Genomic DNA, 18,636 nt, shown 5'->3' on the forward strand with positions numbered 1-18,636 from the left:
TCGGAGCGTCAGGGGAACCAACCGGACCGCCGTCTGTTTTTCCTGCACCAACCATCCTGGCTCCGCTCGCCCCTTCCCCAAGGGGCGGGCTTTTTTGTGCCCCGACCCCCTTTGGTCCCCCTGCCCACCGCATCCCACCGGAGAGGCCGTCATGAACCAGGACACCTTCAACATCGAAATCCGCAAATTCCTCAAGCTGGTCGGCGTCACCTCGCAGCGCGAGATCGAGAAGGCCGTGGAGGAGGCGCTGGCCGCCGGGCGGTTGAAGGGCGGCGAAACCCTGTCGGCCCGCATGGTGCTGACCATCGAGGGGCTGGGCGTCGTCCACGAGATCAAGGGCGAGATCGCGCTGGAATAGCCCGCTCCACCCCCGCGAAGCCTGGCCTTGACCGCAAGGCCGCCCCGCCGGATTCTGTTCGCGCGACGAATGGTTTCAACGGGAAAGGGGCGGGGTATGGCCGTGGCGGCGAACACGCTGGTGGCGCTGGTGGCGCTGCTGCATGTCTGGTTCCTGGTGCTGGAGATGGTCCTGTGGACCAAGCCGCTCGGGCTGCGGACCTTCCGGCAATCGCTGGAGAAGGCGCGGGCGTCGGCCGTTCTGGCGGCCAACCAGGGGCTCTACAACGGTTTCCTGGCCGCCGGGCTGCTGTGGGGGCTGGTCTATCCCGACCCGGCGCCCGCCCTGCACATCAAGAGCTTCTTCCTGGCCTGCGTCGTCGTCGCCGGCGCCTATGGCGGCTGGTCGGTCAGCCGGCGGATTCTCGTGATCCAGGCGCTGCCGGCGGCGCTGGCCCTCGCCGCCCTCTGGCTGGCCTAGGCACCAGCCCATCCCCGCGAAAACGAAACCGGGGGCCCTGAGGCCCCCGGTCGTGGTCACGATGCTCCGCGTGCGCGACGCCCGGTCAGGCGTTGTTCATGCGGTTGTCGATCAGGTCGGTCACGACGCCCGGATCGGCCAGCGTCGAGGTGTCGCCCAGGCTGTCGTGCTCGTTGGCGGCGATCTTGCGCAGGATGCGGCGCATGATCTTGCCGGAGCGGGTCTTCGGCAGGCCGGGCGCCCACTGGATCAGGTCGGGTGAGGCGATCGGGCCGATCTCCTTGCGGACCCAGGCGACCAGCTCCTTGCGCAGCTCCTCGGTCGGCTCCTCGCCGGCGTTGAGCGTCACGTAGGCGTAGATGCCCTGGCCCTTCAGGTCGTGCGGGTAGCCGACGACGGCGGCCTCGGCGACCTTCGGGTGGGCGACCAGCGCGCTTTCGACCTCGGCCGTGCCCATGCGGTGGCCCGACACGTTGATGACGTCGTCGACGCGGCCGGTGATCCAGTAGTAGCCGTCGGCGTCGCGGCGGCAGCCGTCGCCGGTGAAGTACTTGCCCGGGAAGGTCGAGAAGTAGGTCTGGACGAAGCGCTCATGGTCGCCGAAGACCGTGCGCATCTGGCCCGGCCAGCTGTCGGCGATGCAGAGGTTGCCTTCGGTCTCGCCCTCCAGCACCACGCCCTCGTTGTCCACGACGACCGGCTGGACGCCGAAGAAGGGCTTGGTCGCCGAACCCGGCTTCTGGCCGATGGCGCCGACCAGCGGGGAGATCAGGATGCCGCCGGTCTCGGTCTGCCACCAAGTGTCGACGATCGGGCAGCGGGCGTCGCCGACCACGTTGTAGTACCACAGCCAGGCTTCCGGGTTGATCGGCTCGCCGACCGACCCCAGCACGCGCAAGCTTGCGCGCGACGTCTTCTTCACCGGGCCCTCGCCCTCGCGCATCAGCGAGCGGATGGCGGTGGGGGCGGTGTAGAAGATGTTGACCTTGTGCTTGTCGATGACCTGCCAGAAGCGCGAGACGTCCGGGTAGGTCGGGATGCCTTCGAACATCAGCGTGGTGGCGCCGTTGGCGAGCGGCCCGTAGACGATGTAGCTGTGGCCGGTGACCCAGCCCACGTCGGCCGTGCACCAGTAGACGTCGCCGTCCTTGTAGTCGAAGACATACTGGTGCGTCATCGACGCGTAGACCAGATAGCCGCCGGTGGTGTGCAGCACGCCCTTCGGCTTGCCGGTCGAGCCCGAGGTGTAGAGGATGAACAGCGGATCCTCCGCGCTCATCTCCTCCGGCGGGCAGTCGGCGGACACCGAGGCGGTCTCCTCGTGGTACCAGAGGTCGCGGCCCTCGGTCCAGGCGACGTTGCCGCCGGTGTGCTTGACGACCAGCACATGCTTGACGCAACCGGCCGCCGCCACCGCCTTGTCGGCGTTGGCCTTCAGCGGCACCTTGCGGCCGCCGCGCAGGCCCTCGTCGGAGGTGATGACGAAGTGGCTGTCGCAGTCGACGATGCGGTCCTTCAGGCTGTCCGGCGAGAAGCCGCCGAACACGATGGAGTGGATGGCGCCGACGCGGGTGCAGGCCAGCATCGCGTAGGCCGCCTCCGGGATCATCGGCAGGTAGATGGTGACGCGGTCGCCCTTCTTGACGCCGTTCTTCTTCAGGACGTTGGCGAGGCGGCAGACCTGCTCGTGCAGCTCCTTGTAGGTGATCGCCTTGGAGACGCCGGGGTCGTCGCCCTCGAACAGGATGGCCGTCTGGTCGCCGCGGGTGGCGAGGTGGCGGTCGATGCAGTTGGCCGACACGTTCAGCGTGCCGTCGTAGAACCAGCGGATGTGGACGTCGCCGTTGTAATCGACGTCCTTCACCTTGCTGTAGGGCTTGATCCAGTCCAGGCGCTTGCCCTGCTCGCCCCAGAAGGCTTCGGGGTCCTTGACCGACTGCTCGTACATGCGGGCATAAGCGGCCTCATCGACATGCGCGGCCGCCGCGATCTCGGGCTTTACCGGAAAGAAGCTGTTGTCGGTCATGCTGCGCGATTCCCCCGTGCTGCTTCCGATTGGACCGGAAGATGTTGGAGGGCGGCGGGCCTGCCGCCCGTGTTGGCCGGCATTATCCACATAAGTTGCGGGACGAACAAGCAGAACGGCCCCGCAGCCCCCCCGACCAAAGGAGGATTGTGTCGCGTATTACAACGGGGGAGACTTATTATTCTCGAAGTCTTGGGGTTCCCCGACGTCACCCGGCGGATTCGTCAATGCGGCGCGATGCCGCGCCTCTTGCGCCAAGCCATCTCATGGCGGCGCTGCAACGGCGGCGCCTATGCTTAACCGGCCATTAACCGTCGGAGCGGTAGATTGCCGCAGGACGGCAACGATCACGGGCGGCAGGGATTTCCGATGTCCAGCACCACCAGCACGGACGCCAACACCGACAGCGCCGACGTCACCGCCCGGCTGACGCAGATCGGTGACCGGACCAGCCTGATGGTGATCGACGCGACGCTGCGCACGGCACACGCCGACGGCGTCAAGCCCCTGCCCGGCCTGACCGCCGCCGGAGCCGCCGACGAGGTGCGCGAACTGGCCCGCCGGATGCTCCAGGCCACCCGCGACTTCCGGGCGGTCCTCCACGAAGCCGCGGAATAACGCCCTTCCGATCTTTGCGGCGCGTCATGACCGGGACAAGCCCGGTCATGACGGACGATGCCGAAAAGCGGCCGTTTCCGCGCCGAGCCCTTACGGATCGATCCCGGCCAGCTCGCAGACCCGCGCCCACTCGTCGTCGGCGACCGGGCACACCGACAGCCGCGACTGGCGCACCAGCGCCATGTTCTGCAACAGCGGGTCGGCCTTCATCTGCTTCAGCGTGACCGGCACCTTCACCGCCTTCACCGGGGCGACGTCGACCATGCCAAAACGGCCCGCCGGGTCGCTGGGGTCGGGGTAGTAGGTGCGGGCGATCTCCACCACGCCGACCACCTCCAGCCCCTCGTTGGAGTGGTAGAAGAAGGCGTGGTCGCCGACCCGCATGGCCTTCAGGTTGTTCGCCGCCTGGTGGTTGCGCACGCCGTCCCAATGGGTGCGCCCGTCGGCAACCATGCGGTCCCACGAATATTTGAACGGTTCCGACTTCAGCAGCCAATGGGCCATCACCGGGGCACTCCCGCTCAGGCCTTCGGGTAGACGCGGCGCCAGGGCCGGATCACCACGCTGTCGAAGAGGCCAGCCTTGGCGTAGGGGTCGTTGTCGGCGAAGGCCCGCGCCTCGGCGGCGTCGGCGCAGTCGAGGATCAGCAGGCTGCCGACCATGCCCTGGCCGTCGTCGGACAGCAGCGGGCCGGCGGCGAACAGGCGCGCCGCGTTGGCCTCCAGATACTCCAGGTGGGCGGCGCGGTTGGACGCGCGGATGTCGGCGGCGCCCGCCTTGTCGGTGCAATGGAACATGTACAGCATCGAGGAACTCCTCCCGTTCGGTCGGGCGCGAGCCTAGCGCAGGCGGCGACCGGGGAAAAGCGTCAGCCGAGGCCGTGCCCGACGCTCCGGCGGGATGTCAGACGCCCTCGCCACGGAAGGGCCGCGCCAGCAGCCCGTCGATGGTCTCGTCCAGCCCGGCGCCCCGGTTGAGGATGGCGTCCACCGCGGCGCAGATCGGCATGTCGACCCCCAGCCGCCCGGCCAGCCCGACCACGGCGGCGGCGGTGTAGACGCCCTCCGCCACCGAGCGACGCTCCGCCAGGATGTCGGCCAGCGCCCTGCCCTCGCCCAGCGCCGCCCCCAGCGACATGTTGCGCGATTGCAGGCTGGAGCAGGTCAGCGTCAGGTCGCCCAGCCCCGACAGCCCCATCAGCGTCTCGGCCCGCCCGCCGAGCGCCAGCGCCAGCCGGGTGATCTCGGCCAGCCCCCGCGTGATCAGCGCCGCCCGCGCGTTGTCGCCCAGCCGGCGGCCCTCGACCACGCCGCAGGCGATGGCCAGCACATTCTTCACCGCCCCGCCGATCTGCGAGCCGACGACGTCGTCCGAACGGTAGGGCCGGAAGGTGCGGCTGCCCAGCGCCGCGACCAGGGCGGCGCCGAGTTGCGCGTCGTCGCAGGCCAGCGTCACCGCCGTCGGCAGCCCGCGCGCGACCTCCGCCGCGAAGGTCGGGCCGGAAAGGATCGCCACCGGCGTCCCGGCCGGCAGCGCCGCCGCCACCGCCTCGCTCATCAGCGCGAAGCTGTCCAGCTCGATGCCCTTGGCGCAGACGATCACCGGCACGCCGGGCCGCAGCAGCGGGGCCAGCCGGGCGCAGACCGCGCGGGCGTGCTGGGCGGGCGACACCAGCAGCAGCGCGTCGCAGGCGCCGGCCTCGGCGAGATCGCCGGTCACCGCCAGCTCGGCCGGCAGCGGCACGCCGGGCAGGTAGTCGCGGTTCTCGCGCTGTCGCGTCATCGCCTCGACCACCGCCGGCTCGCGCGCCCACAGCAGCGCCTCGCGCCCGGCGCGCAGGGACGCCAGCGCCAGGGCGGTGCCCCAGGCGCCGCCGCCGACGACGCCGATGCGGTGGATGGGGGGGAGAGCGGGGGTCGTCATGGAAGACTGTCCTTCGGGATAAGGTCGGTCGGGTGGCGGGTGGGGGGAGCGGGCGACGCCCCTCTCCCACAAGGGGAGAGGGGCTGTTCATCAGCCCTGCGCTTCGGCCGCCAGGGCCTCCTTGACCGCCGGGCGGGCGGCGACACGCTCCACGAAGGCGGCCAGATTCGGCCAGGACGCCAGATCGATCCCGACGCGCGGCGCCCAGCCCAGCACGACGAAGGCGTAGACGTCGGCCACCGTGAACGCCTCGCCGGTCAGGAAGGGCTTGCCGTCGAGCTGGCGGTCGAGCACGCCGAACTTGGCGGCCAGCGTCTGCTTGACGATCTCCTTGTAGGCGTCCGGGGTGTTCGGGCGGAACAGCGGGCTGAAGGTCTTGTGCAGTTCGCTCGACACGAAGTTCAGCCATTCCTGCACGCGGTAGCGCGCGATGGTCCCGGCCGCCGGGATCAGGCCGCTTCCGGGCGCCTTGTCGGCGACGTACTGCACGATCACCGGCCCTTCGGTGAGGATGCCGCCGTCGCCCAAGGCCAGCGTCGGCACCTGTCCCTTGGGGTTGACGGCGAGGAAGTCGCTGCCGTCCTCCAGCACCTTCTTCGCCAGATCGACCTTCACCAGATCGAAGGGCAATCCGGCCTCGCGCAGCACGATGTGGGGCGAGAGGGAGCAGGCGCCGGGCTTGTAATAGAGCTTCATGTCCAGGGTCCCGTGTGGGTGAGGGGCTCAGAACCCCAGAGGTAGCGCGCTCCGCGCCTCCAGGCCAGCCCCCGTCGCGCTCCCCCCCTCAGGCCTCGGCCAGACGGCGCCCGCCGGCGGCGTCGAACAGGTGCAGCGCGCCCGGCTGCGGCGCCACCGTCAGGCGGTCGCCCTCGCGGCAGGCCGGCAGGCCGGCCATGCGGACGACCAGCGACTCGCCGTCGGGCAGGCGGCCATAGACCACGGTGTCGGCGCCCAGCGCCTCCACCAGCTCCACCAGGATCGACGAGGCGCCGGGGGCATCGGCCGCCGCCAACGCCAGATGCTCGGGCCGGATGCCGAGCTTGACGGCGCGGCCGGCGTCGGCGACCCGCGGGGCGGCGAGCGGCAGCCGGGCGCCGCCCGGCATGGCGATGCCCACCCCCTCCGCGTCGATGCGGCCGTCCAGCACGTTCATCGGCGGCGAGCCGATGAAGCCGGCGACGAACAGGCTGGCCGGGCGCTGGTAGACCTCCAGCGGCGTGCCGATCTGCTCGGCGACGCCGTGGTTCATCACCAGGATGCGGTCGGCCAGCGTCATCGCCTCCACCTGGTCGTGGGTGACGTAGAGGCTGGTGATGCCGAGCCGGTCCTGCAACCGCTTGATCTCGACGCGCATCTGGGTGCGCAGCTTGGCGTCGAGGTTGGACAGCGGCTCGTCGAACAGGAAGGCCGAGGGCTCGCGCACGATGGCGCGGCCCATGGCGACGCGCTGGCGCTGGCCGCCGGAAAGCTGGCTCGGCCGGCGGTCGAGGAAGCGGCCGAGTTCCAGGATCTCGGCGGCCCTGGCGACGCGGCTCTGGATCTCCGGCTTGGGGATGCCGCGGATCTTCAGGCCGTAGGCCATGTTGTCGAAGACGCTCATGTGCGGGTAGAGCGCGTAGTTCTGGAACACCATGGCGATGTCGCGGTCCTTGGGGTCGAGCCCGTTGACGACGCGGCCGCCGATGGCGATCTCGCCGCCGGTGATGCCCTCCAGCCCGGCGACCATGCGCAGCAGGGTGGATTTCCCGCAGCCGCTGGGGCCGAGCAGGACGAGGAACTCGCCGTCCTGGACGGCGACGTCGATGCCCTTGATCGCCTCGACCGGGCCATAGGACTTGCGGACGTTTCGGATGTCTACGGTTGCCATTGCTATTTCTCGCTGTCCACGAGGCCCTTGACGAACCAGCGCTGCATGAAGACCACCACGGCGACCGGAGGCAGCATCGCCAGCACGGTCGTCGCCATGATCAGGTTCCAGTCGTTGGCGGCCTCGCCGGTGCCGATCATCTTGGTGATGCCGATGACGATGGTCTCCATGTCCGCGCTGTTGGTGATCAGCAGCGGCCAGAGATACTGGTTCCAGCCATAGATGAAGAGGATGACGAACAGCGCCGCGATGTTGGTCTTCGACAGCGGCAGCACGACGTCGAGGAAGAAGCGCAGCGCCCCCGCCCCGTCGATCCGGGCGGCCTCCACCAGCTCGTCCGGGATGGTCAGGAAGAACTGGCGGAACAGCAGCGTCGCGGTGGCCGACGCGATCAGCGGGATGGTCAGCCCGGCGTAGCTGTCGATCAGCCCGAGGTCGGCGACCACCTTGTAGGTCGGGATGATCCGCACCTCCACCGGCAGCATCAGCGTGATGAAGATCATCCAGAAGAAGGCCATGCGGAAGGGGAAACGAAAGAAGGCCACCGCGTAGGCGGAGAGGATCGAGATGGCGATCTTGCCCAGCGCGATGGTCAGCGCCATCACCAGGCTGTTCAGCACCATCACCCGCACCGGGGTGTAGGAGGCGCGGGCGCCGTGGCTCTCGCTCCAGGCCTGGGAATAGTTGTTGAAGGCCTCGCCGCCCGGGGTCAGCGGCAGGTTGCCGCGCCCGATGGTGGCCGAATCCCAGGTCGAGCCGATCAGCGTCACGTAGATCGGGAAGGCGAAGATCAGAACGCCGACGATCAGCACGACGTGGGGCACGAGGTCGATCAGCCGGCGTCCGCTGCTGTGGGATGGGGTCATGCGTAATGCACCTTGCGCTCGACGAAGCGGAACTGCACCGCGGTCAGCGCGATGACGATGACCATCAGGATCACCGATTGGGCCGAGGAGGCGCCGAGGTCGTTGTTGACCACGCCGTCCTGGTAGACGCGGAAGATCAGCGTCTCGGTCGCCTTGCCGGGGCCGCCGTGGGTCAGGGCGTGGATGGTGCCGAAGGTCTCGAAGAAGGCGTAGACCATGTCGACCACCAGCAGGAAGAAGGTGGTCGGCGACAGCAGCGGGAAGGTGATGGTCCAGAAGCGCCGCACCGGCCCGGCGCCGTCGATGCTGGCCGCCTCCATCACCGAGCGCGGGATGGCCTGGAGCCCGGCCAGGAAGAAGATGAAGTTGTAGGCGACCTGCTTCCAACTCGCCGCCAGGATGACCATGATCATCGCCTGGGTGCCGTTCAGCCGGTAGTCCCAGTCGAGCCCCAGCCGGTTGAGCAGTTGGCCGAGCGAGCCGATCTCCGGGTTGAAGATGAACATCCACAGCACGGCGGCGACGGCCGGCGCCAGCGCGTAGGGCCAGATCAGCAGCGTCTTGTAGGCACGCGCCCCCTTGATCTTCGAATCGGCCAGCACCGCCAGCAGCAGCGCCACGCCGAGCGACAGGACCGTGACCGAGACGCTGAAGATCGCGGTGGTCTTCAGCGTCTCGACGTAGTTCGGGTCACGCAGGATGACCTCGAAATTCTCGAACCAGACGAACTCGCTGCGCAGGCCGAAGGCGTCCTGGATATGGACCGACTGCCAGATCGCCTGGGCCGCCGGCCAGATGAAGAAGATCAGCGTCACCGCCACCTGCGGCGCCAGCAGCAGATAGGGCAGAAGCTTGTTTCCGAAGATCACGCGACGCTGCAAGGGCGGGCCTCGTTCAAGATTTTTCTATTTTACACAGATGAACACAGATAGACACAGATGAACAATATTATAAATACCAGCCATTCTCTTTCACTGATGCTCATAAAAAAACAGAATCGATGATCTAATAAATCTGTGTTCATTAAAAATCTGTGTTTATCTGTGTCTGGAAAAGACCCCGCCCCGGCATGACCGGAACGGGGAAGCAGACACGCCATTCTCAGTTCTTGTTGGCGCGCTCGAAGTTGCGCAGCACCACGTTGCCACGCTGGACGGCGGCGTCGAGCGACTGCTGGACCGGCTGGCCCTGGAAGGCCTTCTCAAGCTCCTCCTGGATGATGTTGCGGATCTCCGGCAGGTTGCCGAGCCGCAGCCCCATCGTGTTCTCGGTCGTCGGCGTGCGGGTGAGCTGCTTCGCCGGCACGTCGGCGCCGGGGTTCTTCTCGTAGAAGCCCTCGGCCTTGGCCAGTTCGAAGCCCTTGAAGGTCACCGGGACGTAGCCGGTGTCCATGTGCCACTTGGCGTCGATCTCCGGCTTGGCGAGGTAGGTGAAGAACTCCGACACCGCCTTGTACTCGGCCGGGGTCCGCTTGGGCGAGGTCATCACCCAGAAGGCGGCGCCGCCGATGATGCCGTTCTTCGGCTCGCCCTTGATCTGGTCCGGCCAGTAGGGCAGCGGGGCGGCGCCCCAGGCGAAGGTCGCCTCCTTGGCGATGCGGCTGCGCAGGCCCGACGAGGCGTGGATGATCGCGCATTCGCCCGACGGGAACAGGCCGTCCGGCTTGTTGTCGCGGCCGCCGTAGCGGAAGGTGCCCTCCTTCTGCATGTCGACCAGCGTCTGGACATGCTTGACGTAGAGCGGCGCGTTGATCTTCAGCTCGGCGTTCAGCCCGCCGAAGCCGTTGGCCTGCGAGGCGAAGGGCGTGTCGTGGATGGCGCCGAGCTGCTCGAACTGCGCCCAGGTCGGCCAGGAGGTGGTGAAGGGGCAGGCGATCCCGGCGACCTTCAGCGTCTTCGCCGCCTCGATCAGCTCCGGCCAGGTCGCCGGCGCCTTGTTCGGGTCGAGGCCCGCCTTCTGGAAGGCGTCCTTGTTGTAGAACATGATGTTGGTGGAGCTGTTGAACGGCAGCGCCATCATCTTCCCGTCCTTGGACGAGTAGTAGCCGCTGACCGCCGGGATGTAGGCCTTGGGGTCGAGCGACGCGCCCGTCTCCTGCATCAGCTGGTGGACCGGCTTCACCGCCGGTCCGGCGGCCAGCATGGTCGCGGTGCCGACCTCGAACATCTGCACGATGTGCGGCGCGTTGCCGGCGCGGAAGGCGGCGATGGCGGCCTGCATCGTCTCCGGGTAGCTGCCCTTGAAGGAGGGGTTGACCTGGACCTTGTCCTGGCTGGCGTTGAAGCCCTTCACGACGTCTTCGAGCTGGCCGCCGAGCGGCTGCGGCAGCCCGTGCCAGAACTCCACGACGGTCTTCTGCTGCGCGAGGGCGGCGCCCGAGGACAGGCCGGCCGCAAGAGCGAGGGCGGCGGTCGCGAGGCCGAGCGTGCGGCGGGTCAACATGCGGTGGATCTCCCTGTCACGATTGAGTTTCGTGGTTGTCTGGATGAGGCTTGCGGGTTGCCGTCCCGCGACGGTTTGGTGAAGTTTCCGTGGCAACCGCATACGGGGATGCTCGCCCACTCACGCCATGCCAACGGCGACGGCCCCGCCGCCGGGCGGCGCGAGGCTGGAAAAGGCACAGGGATGGGCGAACGAATCGGCAGCGCACGGCCGATGCGGCATGACGGAAACCTCCCCAACGCTCTTGCTCGGGACCTTCTGGTTCCCGTTAAGGGAAGCCTGCGCGCGCGGGGGGCATCCTGTCAATCAGCCGTCTGAGATACGCGGGCCAATGAACCCAGGCTGATAAGTCGTCTTGAAAAGCCTCTCTCCTCGGGGGGAAGAGGCTTTTCACGCATGAAACACCGCGTTGCCCACGGGCCGCCCTCACATCACCGGACGGCGCCCGGCGGTCAGGGTGCGCGCCAGCAGCGACTTCAGCAGCGCCGGGTCGCACGGCTTGTGGAGCAGGCGCAGACCCGAACGGTCGACGCTGCGCAGCCGGTCCGGATCGGTGTCGCCGGTGACGATCACCCCCGGCACCCGCCGCCCGCAGCGGGCGCGCACCGCCTGGATGGCGTCGATGCCGGTTTCCGGCCCGGACAGGCGCAGGTCGGACAGCACGAGATCCGGCGGCGCCGCCGCATCCAGCCCGGCGACCGCCTCGTCGATGCCGCGCACCGGAATCACGTCGTATCCCCAGCCGCGCAGCAGCAGCCCGATGCCCTCAAGCTGCATGGCGTCGTCCTCGATCACCAGCACGGTGCCGGTCTCGGCCGAGTCCCCGTCCGCCGCGTCGTCGGCGCCCGGATCGTCCACGTCGGTGCCGGCGTCGGCCAGCGGCACCTCCACCACGAAGACCGAGCCGCGCCCCGGCCTGGAGCGCAGCGTCACCGGGTGGCCGAGCGCCTCCGCCAGCCGCCGCACGATGGCCAGCCCCAGCCCGAGCCCCTGCTTGCGGTCGCGCCCCGGGTTGCCGAGCTGGTGGAAGTCCTCGAAGATCGCCGCGTGGTTGGCCGGGTCGATGCCGATGCCGGTGTCCCACACCTCGATCAGCAGCCGGTCCTTCCGGCGCCGCGCCGCCAGCAGCACCCCGCCGCTCTCGGTGTAGCGGATGGCGTTGGACAGGATCGGGCGCAGCAGCCGCTCCAGCAGGGTCGGGTCGCTGGTGATCTCGACCCCGGCCGGGCGGACGTTGAAGCGCAGCCCCTTGGCCTCGGCCTCCGGCCCGAACTCCTCCAGCATCTGGCCCAGCGTCTCGTCGACGGGGAAGCCGCGCGGCTGCGGCACGACCAGACCGGCCTCCAGCGCCGAGACGTCGAGCAGGGCGCGCAGCAGCGTCTCGCCGCCGATGATCGACTGTTCCAGCTTGTTGCCCAGCTCGACGCTGGCCGGGTCGGTCAGCCGCATCATCAGCAGGTGATGGAACAGGTGCATCGCCTGGAAGGGCTGGCGCAGGTCGTGGCTCGCCGCCGACAGGAACTTGCCCTTGGCCGTGCGCGCCCGCTCGGCGTCGGCGCGGGCGCGGGCCGCCTCCTCCTGCGCCGCCGCCAGCCTCGCGGCGTCGGCGTCGCCGATGGCGGCCACGCCGGTCACCGTGCCGTCGGCGTCGCGCACCGCCGTCAGCGTCAGCGCGCCCGTCGGCAGCACGCCGGCCACCGTCGCCGAGGCCCCGGTCACCGCCACCCGCCGCCGCTGCCCCTCGACGAGCTGGGCGAGCGCCGCCGGCACCCCGGCCTGGGCCAGGGTCTTGCCCTCGACCTCCTCCGGCTGCTGGCCGAGCGCCGCCGCGAAGGCCCGGTTCACCACCAGAAGCCGTCCCTGCGCGTCGAGCAGCGCGTGCGGCGCCCCGTTCGCCGACAGCAGCGCGTCCAGCCAATCCTCGCGTTTCGTCGTATGGCTTCCGTTCAGAGGCATGGCTGTATACTCGGTGAGGATTTTGGAACGGTGGAAGAAGAACGGTGGCAGTACCACTCCTTTATCTTGTCCCTCGATCGATCGTGTCAAATCCGACCTGAGTCGACCCCATGGGAGAAAATTGGCACGAACCCTATAGGCCGTCCGGCAGGGGCATAGGCTTGGCCATGACGAATCGGTGTGGAGATTGGCGTCTCCGGGCGGGCGGGCTATAAGGACGCATGGTGTCCCGCCGCCCCGCCCCGCCGCGCCGACCGAAGCGCTCCGCCGCCCAGAAGCCCAAGCCGCCTCGCGCCTTGGAGGTCGTCGGGCTGCCGGTGCCGCTGGAACTGCGCGAGAGCGCCCGGGCCACCCGGATGACGCTGCGGGTCGATCCCGGACGCGGGCTGGTCCAGGTGGTGATCCCGGTCGGCGTGTCGGAGACCGACGCCCGCCATTTCATCGGCCGCCACGACGGCTGGCTGCGCGCGCGCATCGCCGCCCTGCCGCCCTCGCTGCCCTTCGAGGACGGCGCCTCGATCCCCTATCTCGGGGCCGAGCACGCGATCCGCCACACCCCCGAGCTGCGCGGCGCGACCCGGATCGAGGACGGCGTCCTGCTGGTCGGCGGGCAGGCCGGGCACGTCGCCCGCCGCGTCCGCGACTTCCTGGTCAACGAGGCGCGCCGCGAACTGGCCACCCGCGCGCGGGAGAAGGCCGCGACCATCGGCGCGCGGGTGGCCGCCGTCACCGTGCGCGACACCAAGAGCCGCTGGGGAAGCTGCTCCTCCACCGGCCGGCTGTCCTTCTCCTGGCGGCTGATCCTGACGCCGGAGCCGGTTCTGGATTACGTCGTCGCCCACGAGGTGGCCCATCTGCGCGAAATGAACCATTCCGCCCGCTTCTGGGCGCTGTGCGCCAGCCTCACCACAGGGATGGGGGCCGCCGGGGTGGAGACGCCGCGCGCCTGGCTGAAGGCCAACGGCACGCGCCTGCTGCGCTACGGCTGAGGACGCGCGCTTTTTCCCGCGCGGAATGGTTTCGTCTGATAGAGTGCGGCCGCGCTTCCGCTGCCGGCCCGATTCCCGCCCATGCCACGTCCCGATTCGCTCGTCATCCGCGTCCTGCTGACGGCGCTGGTCGCCTTCGGCCCGTTGTCCACCGACCTCTACCTGCCGTCGCTGCCGACATTGGTGCGGCTGCTCGACACCGACATCGCCACGGTGCAGCTCACGCTGTCGGTGTTCCTGGTCGGCTTCGCGGTGTCGCAGCTCGTCTACGGGCCGATGTCCGACCGCTTCGGGCGGCGGCCGACGCTGCTGGTCGGGATCGTCATCTATCTGGTCGCCAGCGCCGCCTGCGCCCTGACCAATGACATCCACGGGCTGATCGCCGCCCGCTTCTTCCAGGCGCTCGGCGCCTGCTGCGGCCCGGTGGTGGCGCGCGCGGTGGTGCGCGACGTGTTCGGGCGCGACCGGGCGGCCACCGTGCTCGCCTACATGGCGATGGCGATGGCGCTCGCCCCGGCGGTCGGGCCGATCCTCGGCGGCGTGGTGACCGAGCTGTTCGGCTGGCGCGCCAACTTCGTGCTGCTCGCCGGCTTCGCGACCCTCATCCTCGCCGCCGTCTGGAGCCTGCTGGCCGAGACCAACACCCACCGCGACGAGGAGGCGCTGCAACCCGGACGGCTGCTCGCCAACTACGCCCTTCTGCTGCGCAACCGGGCCTTCGTCGGCCATGTGCTGGTGGTCGCCTGCTCCTACAGCGGCATCTTCGCCTTCATCTCCGGCTCCTCCTTCGTGCTGATCGGGCGGCTGCATTTGTCGCCCGCCGAATACGGCATGAGCTTCGGCACGGCGGTGCTCGGCTACATGGCCGGCTCCTTCCTGGCCGGGCGGCTGACCGGCCGGCTCGGCGGGCCGCGGATGGTGCGCATCGGCACGGCGGTGTCGCTCGTCGGCGGGCTGGTGGGCGGCGCGCTGGCGCTGGCCGACGTCCTGCACCTCGCGGCCATCCTGGCGCCGGTCTTCCTCTTCATCCTGGGGGCCGGGCTGACCCTGCCCAACGCCACCGCCAACGCGGTCGGCCCCTACCCGACCATGGCCGGGCTGGCCTCCTCGCTGCTGGGATTCGCCCAGATGACCATCGCCGCCATCGTCGGCATCGGGGTCGGCCACCTGCACGACGGCACCCAGCTGCCGATGATGGGCGCCATCGCCGCCGTCGGGCTGGGCGCGGTGACGGCGCACCGGCTGCTGGTCAGTCCCGCGGACGCGGCGAGGCGATCCGCCTGACCCGGCCATCGCGGCTGCGGGCCCGGTTCCAGGCGCGGCCGCCGTCGCGGTGGCTCTCCTTGTCCATGTCGGGGAACCAGCCCAGCAGCAGGGAGAAGACGATCGTCACCGCCAGGCACAGCCCGAGCCCCATCCCGGCCAGCATGTAGTAGCCGGCGCCGCAGGCGATGCCGAGCGACCCCGCCACCCAGATCACCGCCGCCGTGGTCGCCCCGCGCACGCTGTCGCCCGAGCGGAACATGACGCCGGCGCTGATGAATCCGACCGCCTGCGCCACCCCCTGGATGACGCGGACCGGGTCGCTCCGCCCCTCGTCGCCCGGCGCGGCGAGCCCGCTGTAGAACTCCAGCGCCACCAGCGTGGTGACGGCGGAGCTGATGGCGATCAACGTGTGCGTGCGCAACCCCGCCGCCTTGCCCCGCATCTCGCGGTCCAGCCCGAGCAAAGCCCCGCAGAAGGCCGCCGCCAGCAGCCGCAACCCGATCTCCTCCAGCGTCAAAACATCGGTCAAGCCCATGAAAACGCTCCGGTTTTTGTGACACTCCGGTGACCTGCCACTTTTTTGGGGCGCGTCGCATTTTTCACTTTGAATCCGCGTTCGTTGGATCTATGTAACGCGAACTCGCAAGCGCACGTGCCGCTGGCCCGCCCCTCGATTTCCCGAGATGTGGTTATGCAACGACGTAACGCGTGATCCCCGACCGTCCCTTAAACAAGGCGGCGTCTTGGAGGTTACGATGGTTCATGTTGTTGTGGGCGAGCCCGTGCTCGTCCGTCTCCGATTTTCCAGACTTCTGGTGCAAACCGACAGGACAGGGTCCTGTACGGGGCAATCCAGTATCGGCGGCCTTTACGCCTGACCAGCAAGAACCGCTGCTGGTCCGCTGAGCGTTAGGCCGCTCCGATCCCCCGACTCCGCCTTATCCTATCCATCATCTTGCGTCCCAGGAGACTGAGATGAACCAGAAGATCGCGCGCTTTTTCGATGAGCAGCGCCCGCAGACCCCGTGCCTCGTCGTCGACCTCGACGTCGTCGAGCAGAACTACAACGACCTGCACGATGCGCTGCCCGACGCCCGCATCTTCTACGCGGTGAAGGCCAACCCGGCCGCGGAGATCCTGTCGCTGCTGGCGCGCCTCGGCTCGGCCTTCGACTGCGCCTCGGTCCCGGAAATCCAGATGGCGCTGGCCGCCGGCGCCACGCCCGAGCGCATCTCCTTCGGCAACACCATCAAGAAGGAGGGCGACATCCGCCGCGCCTTCGAGCTGGGCGTCCGCCTGTTCGCCTTCGACAGCGAGCCGGAGCTGGAGAAGATCGAGCGCGCCGCCCCCGGCGCCCGCGTCTTCTGCCGCATCCTGACCTCGGGCGAGGGCGCCGAATGGCCGCTGTCGCGCAAGTTCGGCTGCGATCTGCCGATGGCCCGCGCGCTGTTGCTGAAGGCCCGCGACATGAACGTCCAGCCCTACGGCGTGTCGTTCCACGTCGGCTCGCAGCAGAAGGACCTGATGCAGTGGGACCACGCCATCTTCCAGGTGGCGCAGCTGTTCCGCGAGCTTGAGATCCTCGGCGTCGACCTCGGCATGATCAACCTGGGCGGCGGCTTCCCGACCCGCTACCGCACCGACGTGCCGGAATGCACCGCCTACGGCCAGGCGATCTTCGACTCGCTGCGCACCCACTTCGGCAACCACCTGCCGGAAACCATCGTCGAGCCCGGCCGCGGCATGGTCGGCAGCGCCGGCGTGATCGAGAGCGAGGTCGTCCTGGTGTCGCGCAAGTCGGCCGAGGACACCAAGCGCTGGGTCTATCTCGACATCGGCAAGTTCGGCGGCCTCGCCGAGACGATGGACGAGGCCATCCAGTACCCGATCGAGGTGCTGGGCGACGACCTGACGGGCGAGCGCGAGGGCGTGATCCTGGCCGGTCCGACCTGCGACTCGGCCGACGTGCTGTACGAGCGCGCCGACTACCCGATGCCGATGGACCTGAAGGCCGGCGACCGCGTGCGCATCCACGCCACCGGCGCCTACACGACGACCTATTCGGCCGTCTGCTTCAACGGCTTCGAGCCGCTCAAGCATTACTGCATCTGAGGCCGCGCGGGGCTTCGGCCCCGCCGCTGTTCAGCGTCCGGCGATCCGTCGGCCGTCCATCCCGGCCGGCGGATCGAAGGGCCCCTGGGGAACAGCTGGCAAGACAAAGCAGCGTCCGGACAATGAAAAAGGGCCGCATCCCGATCGGGAGCGGCCCTTTTTGTCGTCTGCCCTGTCGTCCGGGGCGCTCATTCGCGCCAGAACGGCTTGGACATTTCCTGGTCGGCGTCCAGACGGCTGAAGCCGATGTCCTGGAGCATGCGCTCGTCGAGACGGCCGAGCTCGCGGCGGGTCACGATGCGCTGGCGCCACAGGCCGAACATGTTGGAGGCGCTTTCGACGATATGGGCGAAGGACAGGGTGCCGCGGCCGGCATCGGCCGAATGCAGGAGGGTTGCCATGATGGTGATTCCTATTGTCTTGTTTTACGAGGGGTTCGCCGGCGAGGCGATCACGTCCTCTGTGTGTGGAAAGATAATTACGCCGTTTCGAGGCTCATTGCCACCCCCTTCGGCAACATGCCCGCTTTGCAGGCAACGAGTAACTGGCTGTGGAATGTCACCGATCTGTGGCAGAACTGTCATTCCATACACTTATCGTTCGCTCGGCCCACAATGGACGCCCCCTGGACAATAACGCCCGTCTTGGGCCATGCTTTGTTTTACTTACGGAAGATACGACGCTCATCATGATCGACACCATCGGCTTCGACGGCGACGACACGCTGTGGCACAACGAATCGCTCTTCTCGATGACGCAGGAGCGCTTCCGCGCCCTGCTCGCCCACAGCGCCGACCCGGCCGACCTCGACCGCCGGCTGCTGGAGGCGGAACGCGCGAACCTGCGGCTCTACGGCTACGGCATCAAGGGCTTCGTCCTGTCGATGATCGAGACCGCCATCGCCGTCACCGACGGCCGCGTGCCCGCCCGCGACCTGCAAAGCCTCGTCGATTTCGGCAAGGCGATGCTGGAGCATCCGGTGGAGCTGCTGCCCGGCGTCGCCGACACGGTGGTGGCGCTGGCCGGCCGCTACCGGCTGGTCCTGGTCACCAAGGGCGACCTGTTCGACCAGGAGAGCAAGATCGCCCGCTCCGGCCTCGCCGACCGCTTCGACGCGGTGGAGATCGTCAGCGAGAAGGACCCGGCCAGCTACCGCCGGGTGCTGGAGCGCCACGGCGTCGATCCGGCGCGCTTCGTGATGGTCGGCAACTCGGTGCGCTCGGACATCCTGCCGGTGCTGGCCGTCGGCGCCCACGCGGTCCACGTCCCCTACGCCATCACCTGGGCGCACGAGGAGGCCGCACCGCCCGACGAGCATTACCGCCGCATCGACACCGTGCTGGAACTGCCGCCGCTGCTGGCGGCGTGGTGAGGAGGATCCCGTCGTGACCACGCTTTCCCCGCTGCCCACCGACGCGGCGCCGGAGACCGGCGCCCCCGCCGCCGAGCGGCTGCTGTCCGGCGCCCCGGTCTTCACGACCTGGAACGCCTACGAGTCGCCCGACGGCAAGCGCTTCGCCGGGACATGGCGCTCCACGCCCGGCGCTTGGCGGATCGTCTACGACGAGTGGGAGTATTGCGAGATCCTGGAGGGCGAGAGCGTCGTCGCCCACGACGACGGCCGGTCCTGGCGGCTGACGGCCGGCGACCGCTTCGTCATCGAGCCGGGCTTCCAGGGACGCTGGACGGTGGTCGAGACGACGACCAAGCGCTACGTCGTCATCCTGCCGTAGAGACACCGCTCCCTCTCGTCA

At 68.8% G+C, this 18,636-nt stretch carries 20 protein-coding genes; 8 read left to right on the top strand and 12 right to left on the bottom strand.

What is annotated here, in order from left to right:
- Nucleotides 1-151: 151 nt before the first annotated feature.
- Together JN22_RS18070 and JN22_RS18075 are read left to right on the top strand one after the other, a co-directional pair.
- Nucleotides 152-358, top strand: a complete 207-nt coding sequence (locus JN22_RS18070; RefSeq protein WP_085555276.1) for a DUF6494 family protein — start codon at nucleotides 152-154, stop codon at nucleotides 356-358.
- A gap of 96 nt (nucleotides 359-454) precedes the next feature.
- Nucleotides 455-817, top strand: a complete 363-nt coding sequence (locus JN22_RS18075; RefSeq protein ID WP_085555277.1) for a DUF1304 domain-containing protein — start codon at nucleotides 455-457, stop codon at nucleotides 815-817.
- 85 nt (nucleotides 818-902) lie between these two features.
- On the opposite strand, the gene acs is transcribed toward JN22_RS18075, so the two are convergent.
- Nucleotides 903-2,843, bottom strand: a complete 1,941-nt coding sequence (gene acs, locus JN22_RS18080; RefSeq protein ID WP_143268352.1) for an acetate--CoA ligase — start codon at nucleotides 2,841-2,843, stop codon at nucleotides 903-905.
- Between the two features lie 369 nt (nucleotides 2,844-3,212).
- Between acs and JN22_RS18085 the strand changes: the two genes are divergently transcribed.
- Entirely contained in the window at nucleotides 3,213-3,461 is a 249-nt protein-coding gene (locus JN22_RS18085) for a hypothetical protein (protein WP_143268353.1), read from the top strand.
- Between the two features lie 90 nt (nucleotides 3,462-3,551).
- Here the strand turns inward: JN22_RS18085 and JN22_RS18090 are convergent, their stop codons facing one another.
- The 9 genes from JN22_RS18090 to JN22_RS18130 all read right to left on the bottom strand — a co-directional run bounded on the left by JN22_RS18090 (nucleotide 3,552) and on the right by JN22_RS18130 (nucleotide 12,515).
- Nucleotides 3,552-3,965, bottom strand: a complete 414-nt coding sequence (locus JN22_RS18090; RefSeq protein WP_085555279.1) for an EVE domain-containing protein — start codon at nucleotides 3,963-3,965, stop codon at nucleotides 3,552-3,554.
- Between the two features lie 17 nt (nucleotides 3,966-3,982).
- Complete coding sequence (locus tag JN22_RS18095; RefSeq protein WP_085555280.1) at nucleotides 3,983-4,267, bottom strand: YciI family protein; 285 nt, start codon at nucleotides 4,265-4,267, stop codon at nucleotides 3,983-3,985.
- 97 nt (nucleotides 4,268-4,364) lie between these two features.
- Nucleotides 4,365-5,384, bottom strand: coding sequence for an NAD(P)H-dependent glycerol-3-phosphate dehydrogenase (locus JN22_RS18100; RefSeq protein WP_085555281.1), 1,020 nt, complete (start codon nucleotides 5,382-5,384; stop codon nucleotides 4,365-4,367).
- Nucleotides 5,385-5,474: 90 nt separating this feature from the next.
- Nucleotides 5,475-6,080, bottom strand: a complete 606-nt coding sequence (gene gstA / locus JN22_RS18105; protein ID WP_085555282.1) for a glutathione transferase GstA — start codon at nucleotides 6,078-6,080, stop codon at nucleotides 5,475-5,477.
- Nucleotides 6,081-6,168: 88 nt separating this feature from the next.
- Nucleotides 6,169-7,251, bottom strand: a complete 1,083-nt coding sequence (locus tag JN22_RS18110) for a sn-glycerol-3-phosphate import ATP-binding protein UgpC (protein WP_085555283.1) — start codon at nucleotides 7,249-7,251, stop codon at nucleotides 6,169-6,171.
- 2 nt (nucleotides 7,252-7,253) lie between these two features.
- Complete coding sequence (gene ugpE, locus JN22_RS18115) at nucleotides 7,254-8,117, bottom strand: sn-glycerol-3-phosphate ABC transporter permease UgpE (RefSeq protein ID WP_085555284.1); 864 nt, start codon at nucleotides 8,115-8,117, stop codon at nucleotides 7,254-7,256.
- A complete protein-coding gene (gene ugpA / locus JN22_RS18120; protein WP_085555285.1) occupies nucleotides 8,114-8,998 on the bottom strand; it encodes a sn-glycerol-3-phosphate ABC transporter permease UgpA in 885 nt (294 codons plus the stop codon). Before ugpA ends, ugpE begins: the two co-directional genes overlap by 4 nt.
- A 220-nt stretch (nucleotides 8,999-9,218) precedes the next feature.
- Entirely contained in the window at nucleotides 9,219-10,559 is a 1,341-nt protein-coding gene (ugpB, locus tag JN22_RS18125) for a sn-glycerol-3-phosphate ABC transporter substrate-binding protein UgpB (protein WP_085555286.1), read from the bottom strand.
- Between the two features lie 426 nt (nucleotides 10,560-10,985).
- The gene (locus JN22_RS18130; RefSeq protein WP_085555287.1) at nucleotides 10,986-12,515 is read right to left on the bottom strand and encodes an ATP-binding protein; all 1,530 of its coding nucleotides are present in this window, start codon (nucleotides 12,513-12,515) and stop codon (nucleotides 10,986-10,988) included.
- Between the two features lie 221 nt (nucleotides 12,516-12,736).
- Between JN22_RS18130 and JN22_RS18135 the strand changes: the two genes are divergently transcribed.
- Nucleotides 12,737-13,504, top strand: coding sequence for a M48 family metallopeptidase (locus tag JN22_RS18135; RefSeq protein WP_085555288.1), 768 nt, complete (start codon nucleotides 12,737-12,739; stop codon nucleotides 13,502-13,504).
- An 81-nt stretch (nucleotides 13,505-13,585) separates the two neighbouring features.
- Entirely contained in the window at nucleotides 13,586-14,788 is a 1,203-nt protein-coding gene (locus JN22_RS18140; protein WP_085555289.1) for a multidrug effflux MFS transporter, read from the top strand.
- On the opposite strand, the gene JN22_RS18145 is transcribed toward JN22_RS18140, so the two are convergent.
- Nucleotides 14,754-15,305 carry an MgtC/SapB family protein gene (locus JN22_RS18145; RefSeq protein WP_085555290.1) on the bottom strand — a complete coding sequence of 184 codons (552 nt, stop codon included), beginning with the start codon at nucleotides 15,303-15,305 and terminating at the stop codon, nucleotides 14,754-14,756. The two genes, JN22_RS18140 and JN22_RS18145, sit on opposite strands and share 35 nt — an antisense overlap.
- Nucleotides 15,306-15,745: 440 nt before the next feature.
- Between JN22_RS18145 and JN22_RS18150 the strand changes: the two genes are divergently transcribed.
- Nucleotides 15,746-16,882: a type III PLP-dependent enzyme gene (locus JN22_RS18150; protein ID WP_085555291.1), complete on the top strand. Its 1,137-nt coding sequence runs from the start codon at nucleotides 15,746-15,748 to the stop codon at nucleotides 16,880-16,882.
- A gap of 188 nt (nucleotides 16,883-17,070) precedes the next feature.
- Here JN22_RS18150 and JN22_RS18155 read toward each other — a convergent pair whose 3' ends face one another.
- Nucleotides 17,071-17,283 (bottom strand): DUF1127 domain-containing protein, encoded by a 213-nt coding sequence (locus tag JN22_RS18155; protein ID WP_085555292.1) that lies wholly within the window; start codon nucleotides 17,281-17,283, stop codon nucleotides 17,071-17,073.
- A 287-nt stretch (nucleotides 17,284-17,570) separates the two neighbouring features.
- On the opposite strand from JN22_RS18155, the gene JN22_RS18160 reads away from it, so the two are divergent.
- Together JN22_RS18160 and JN22_RS18165 are read left to right on the top strand one after the other, a co-directional pair.
- Entirely contained in the window at nucleotides 17,571-18,254 is a 684-nt protein-coding gene (locus tag JN22_RS18160; protein ID WP_085555293.1) for an HAD family hydrolase, read from the top strand.
- A gap of 13 nt (nucleotides 18,255-18,267) precedes the next feature.
- Nucleotides 18,268-18,615, top strand: a complete 348-nt coding sequence (locus JN22_RS18165; protein ID WP_085555294.1) for a cupin domain-containing protein — start codon at nucleotides 18,268-18,270, stop codon at nucleotides 18,613-18,615.
- Nucleotides 18,616-18,636 lie beyond the last annotated feature (21 nt).

This window comes from Azospirillum agricola (genome assembly GCF_020005195.1).
Taxonomy (GTDB): domain Bacteria; phylum Pseudomonadota; class Alphaproteobacteria; order Azospirillales; family Azospirillaceae; genus Azospirillum; species Azospirillum agricola.

What these genes read in the sequence shown, in the direction of transcription:
- JN22_RS18070 (WP_085555276.1), top strand. Translation starts at nt 152, where the DNA reads ATGAACCAGGACACCTTCAACATCGAAATCCGCAAATTCCTCAAGCTG.
- JN22_RS18075 (WP_085555277.1), top strand. Translation starts at nt 455, where the DNA reads ATGGCCGTGGCGGCGAACACGCTGGTGGCGCTGGTGGCGCTGCTGCAT.
- acs (WP_143268352.1), bottom strand. Translation starts at nt 2,843, where the DNA reads ATGACCGACAACAGCTTCTTTCCGGTAAAGCCCGAGATCGCGGCGGCC.
- JN22_RS18085 (WP_143268353.1), top strand. Translation starts at nt 3,213, where the DNA reads ATGTCCAGCACCACCAGCACGGACGCCAACACCGACAGCGCCGACGTC.
- JN22_RS18090 (WP_085555279.1), bottom strand. Translation starts at nt 3,965, where the DNA reads ATGGCCCATTGGCTGCTGAAGTCGGAACCGTTCAAATATTCGTGGGAC.
- JN22_RS18095 (WP_085555280.1), bottom strand. Translation starts at nt 4,267, where the DNA reads ATGCTGTACATGTTCCATTGCACCGACAAGGCGGGCGCCGCCGACATC.
- JN22_RS18100 (WP_085555281.1), bottom strand. Translation starts at nt 5,384, where the DNA reads ATGACGACCCCCGCTCTCCCCCCCATCCACCGCATCGGCGTCGTCGGC.
- gstA (WP_085555282.1), bottom strand. Translation starts at nt 6,080, where the DNA reads ATGAAGCTCTATTACAAGCCCGGCGCCTGCTCCCTCTCGCCCCACATC.
- JN22_RS18110 (WP_085555283.1), bottom strand. Translation starts at nt 7,251, where the DNA reads ATGGCAACCGTAGACATCCGAAACGTCCGCAAGTCCTATGGCCCGGTC.
- ugpE (WP_085555284.1), bottom strand. Translation starts at nt 8,117, where the DNA reads ATGACCCCATCCCACAGCAGCGGACGCCGGCTGATCGACCTCGTGCCC.
- ugpB (WP_085555286.1), bottom strand. Translation starts at nt 10,559, where the DNA reads ATGTTGACCCGCCGCACGCTCGGCCTCGCGACCGCCGCCCTCGCTCTT.
- JN22_RS18130 (WP_085555287.1), bottom strand. Translation starts at nt 12,515, where the DNA reads ATGCCTCTGAACGGAAGCCATACGACGAAACGCGAGGATTGGCTGGAC.
- JN22_RS18135 (WP_085555288.1), top strand. Translation starts at nt 12,737, where the DNA reads ATGGTGTCCCGCCGCCCCGCCCCGCCGCGCCGACCGAAGCGCTCCGCC.
- JN22_RS18140 (WP_085555289.1), top strand. Translation starts at nt 13,586, where the DNA reads ATGCCACGTCCCGATTCGCTCGTCATCCGCGTCCTGCTGACGGCGCTG.
- JN22_RS18145 (WP_085555290.1), bottom strand. Translation starts at nt 15,305, where the DNA reads ATGGGCTTGACCGATGTTTTGACGCTGGAGGAGATCGGGTTGCGGCTG.
- JN22_RS18150 (WP_085555291.1), top strand. Translation starts at nt 15,746, where the DNA reads ATGAACCAGAAGATCGCGCGCTTTTTCGATGAGCAGCGCCCGCAGACC.
- JN22_RS18155 (WP_085555292.1), bottom strand. Translation starts at nt 17,283, where the DNA reads ATGGCAACCCTCCTGCATTCGGCCGATGCCGGCCGCGGCACCCTGTCC.
- JN22_RS18160 (WP_085555293.1), top strand. Translation starts at nt 17,571, where the DNA reads ATGATCGACACCATCGGCTTCGACGGCGACGACACGCTGTGGCACAAC.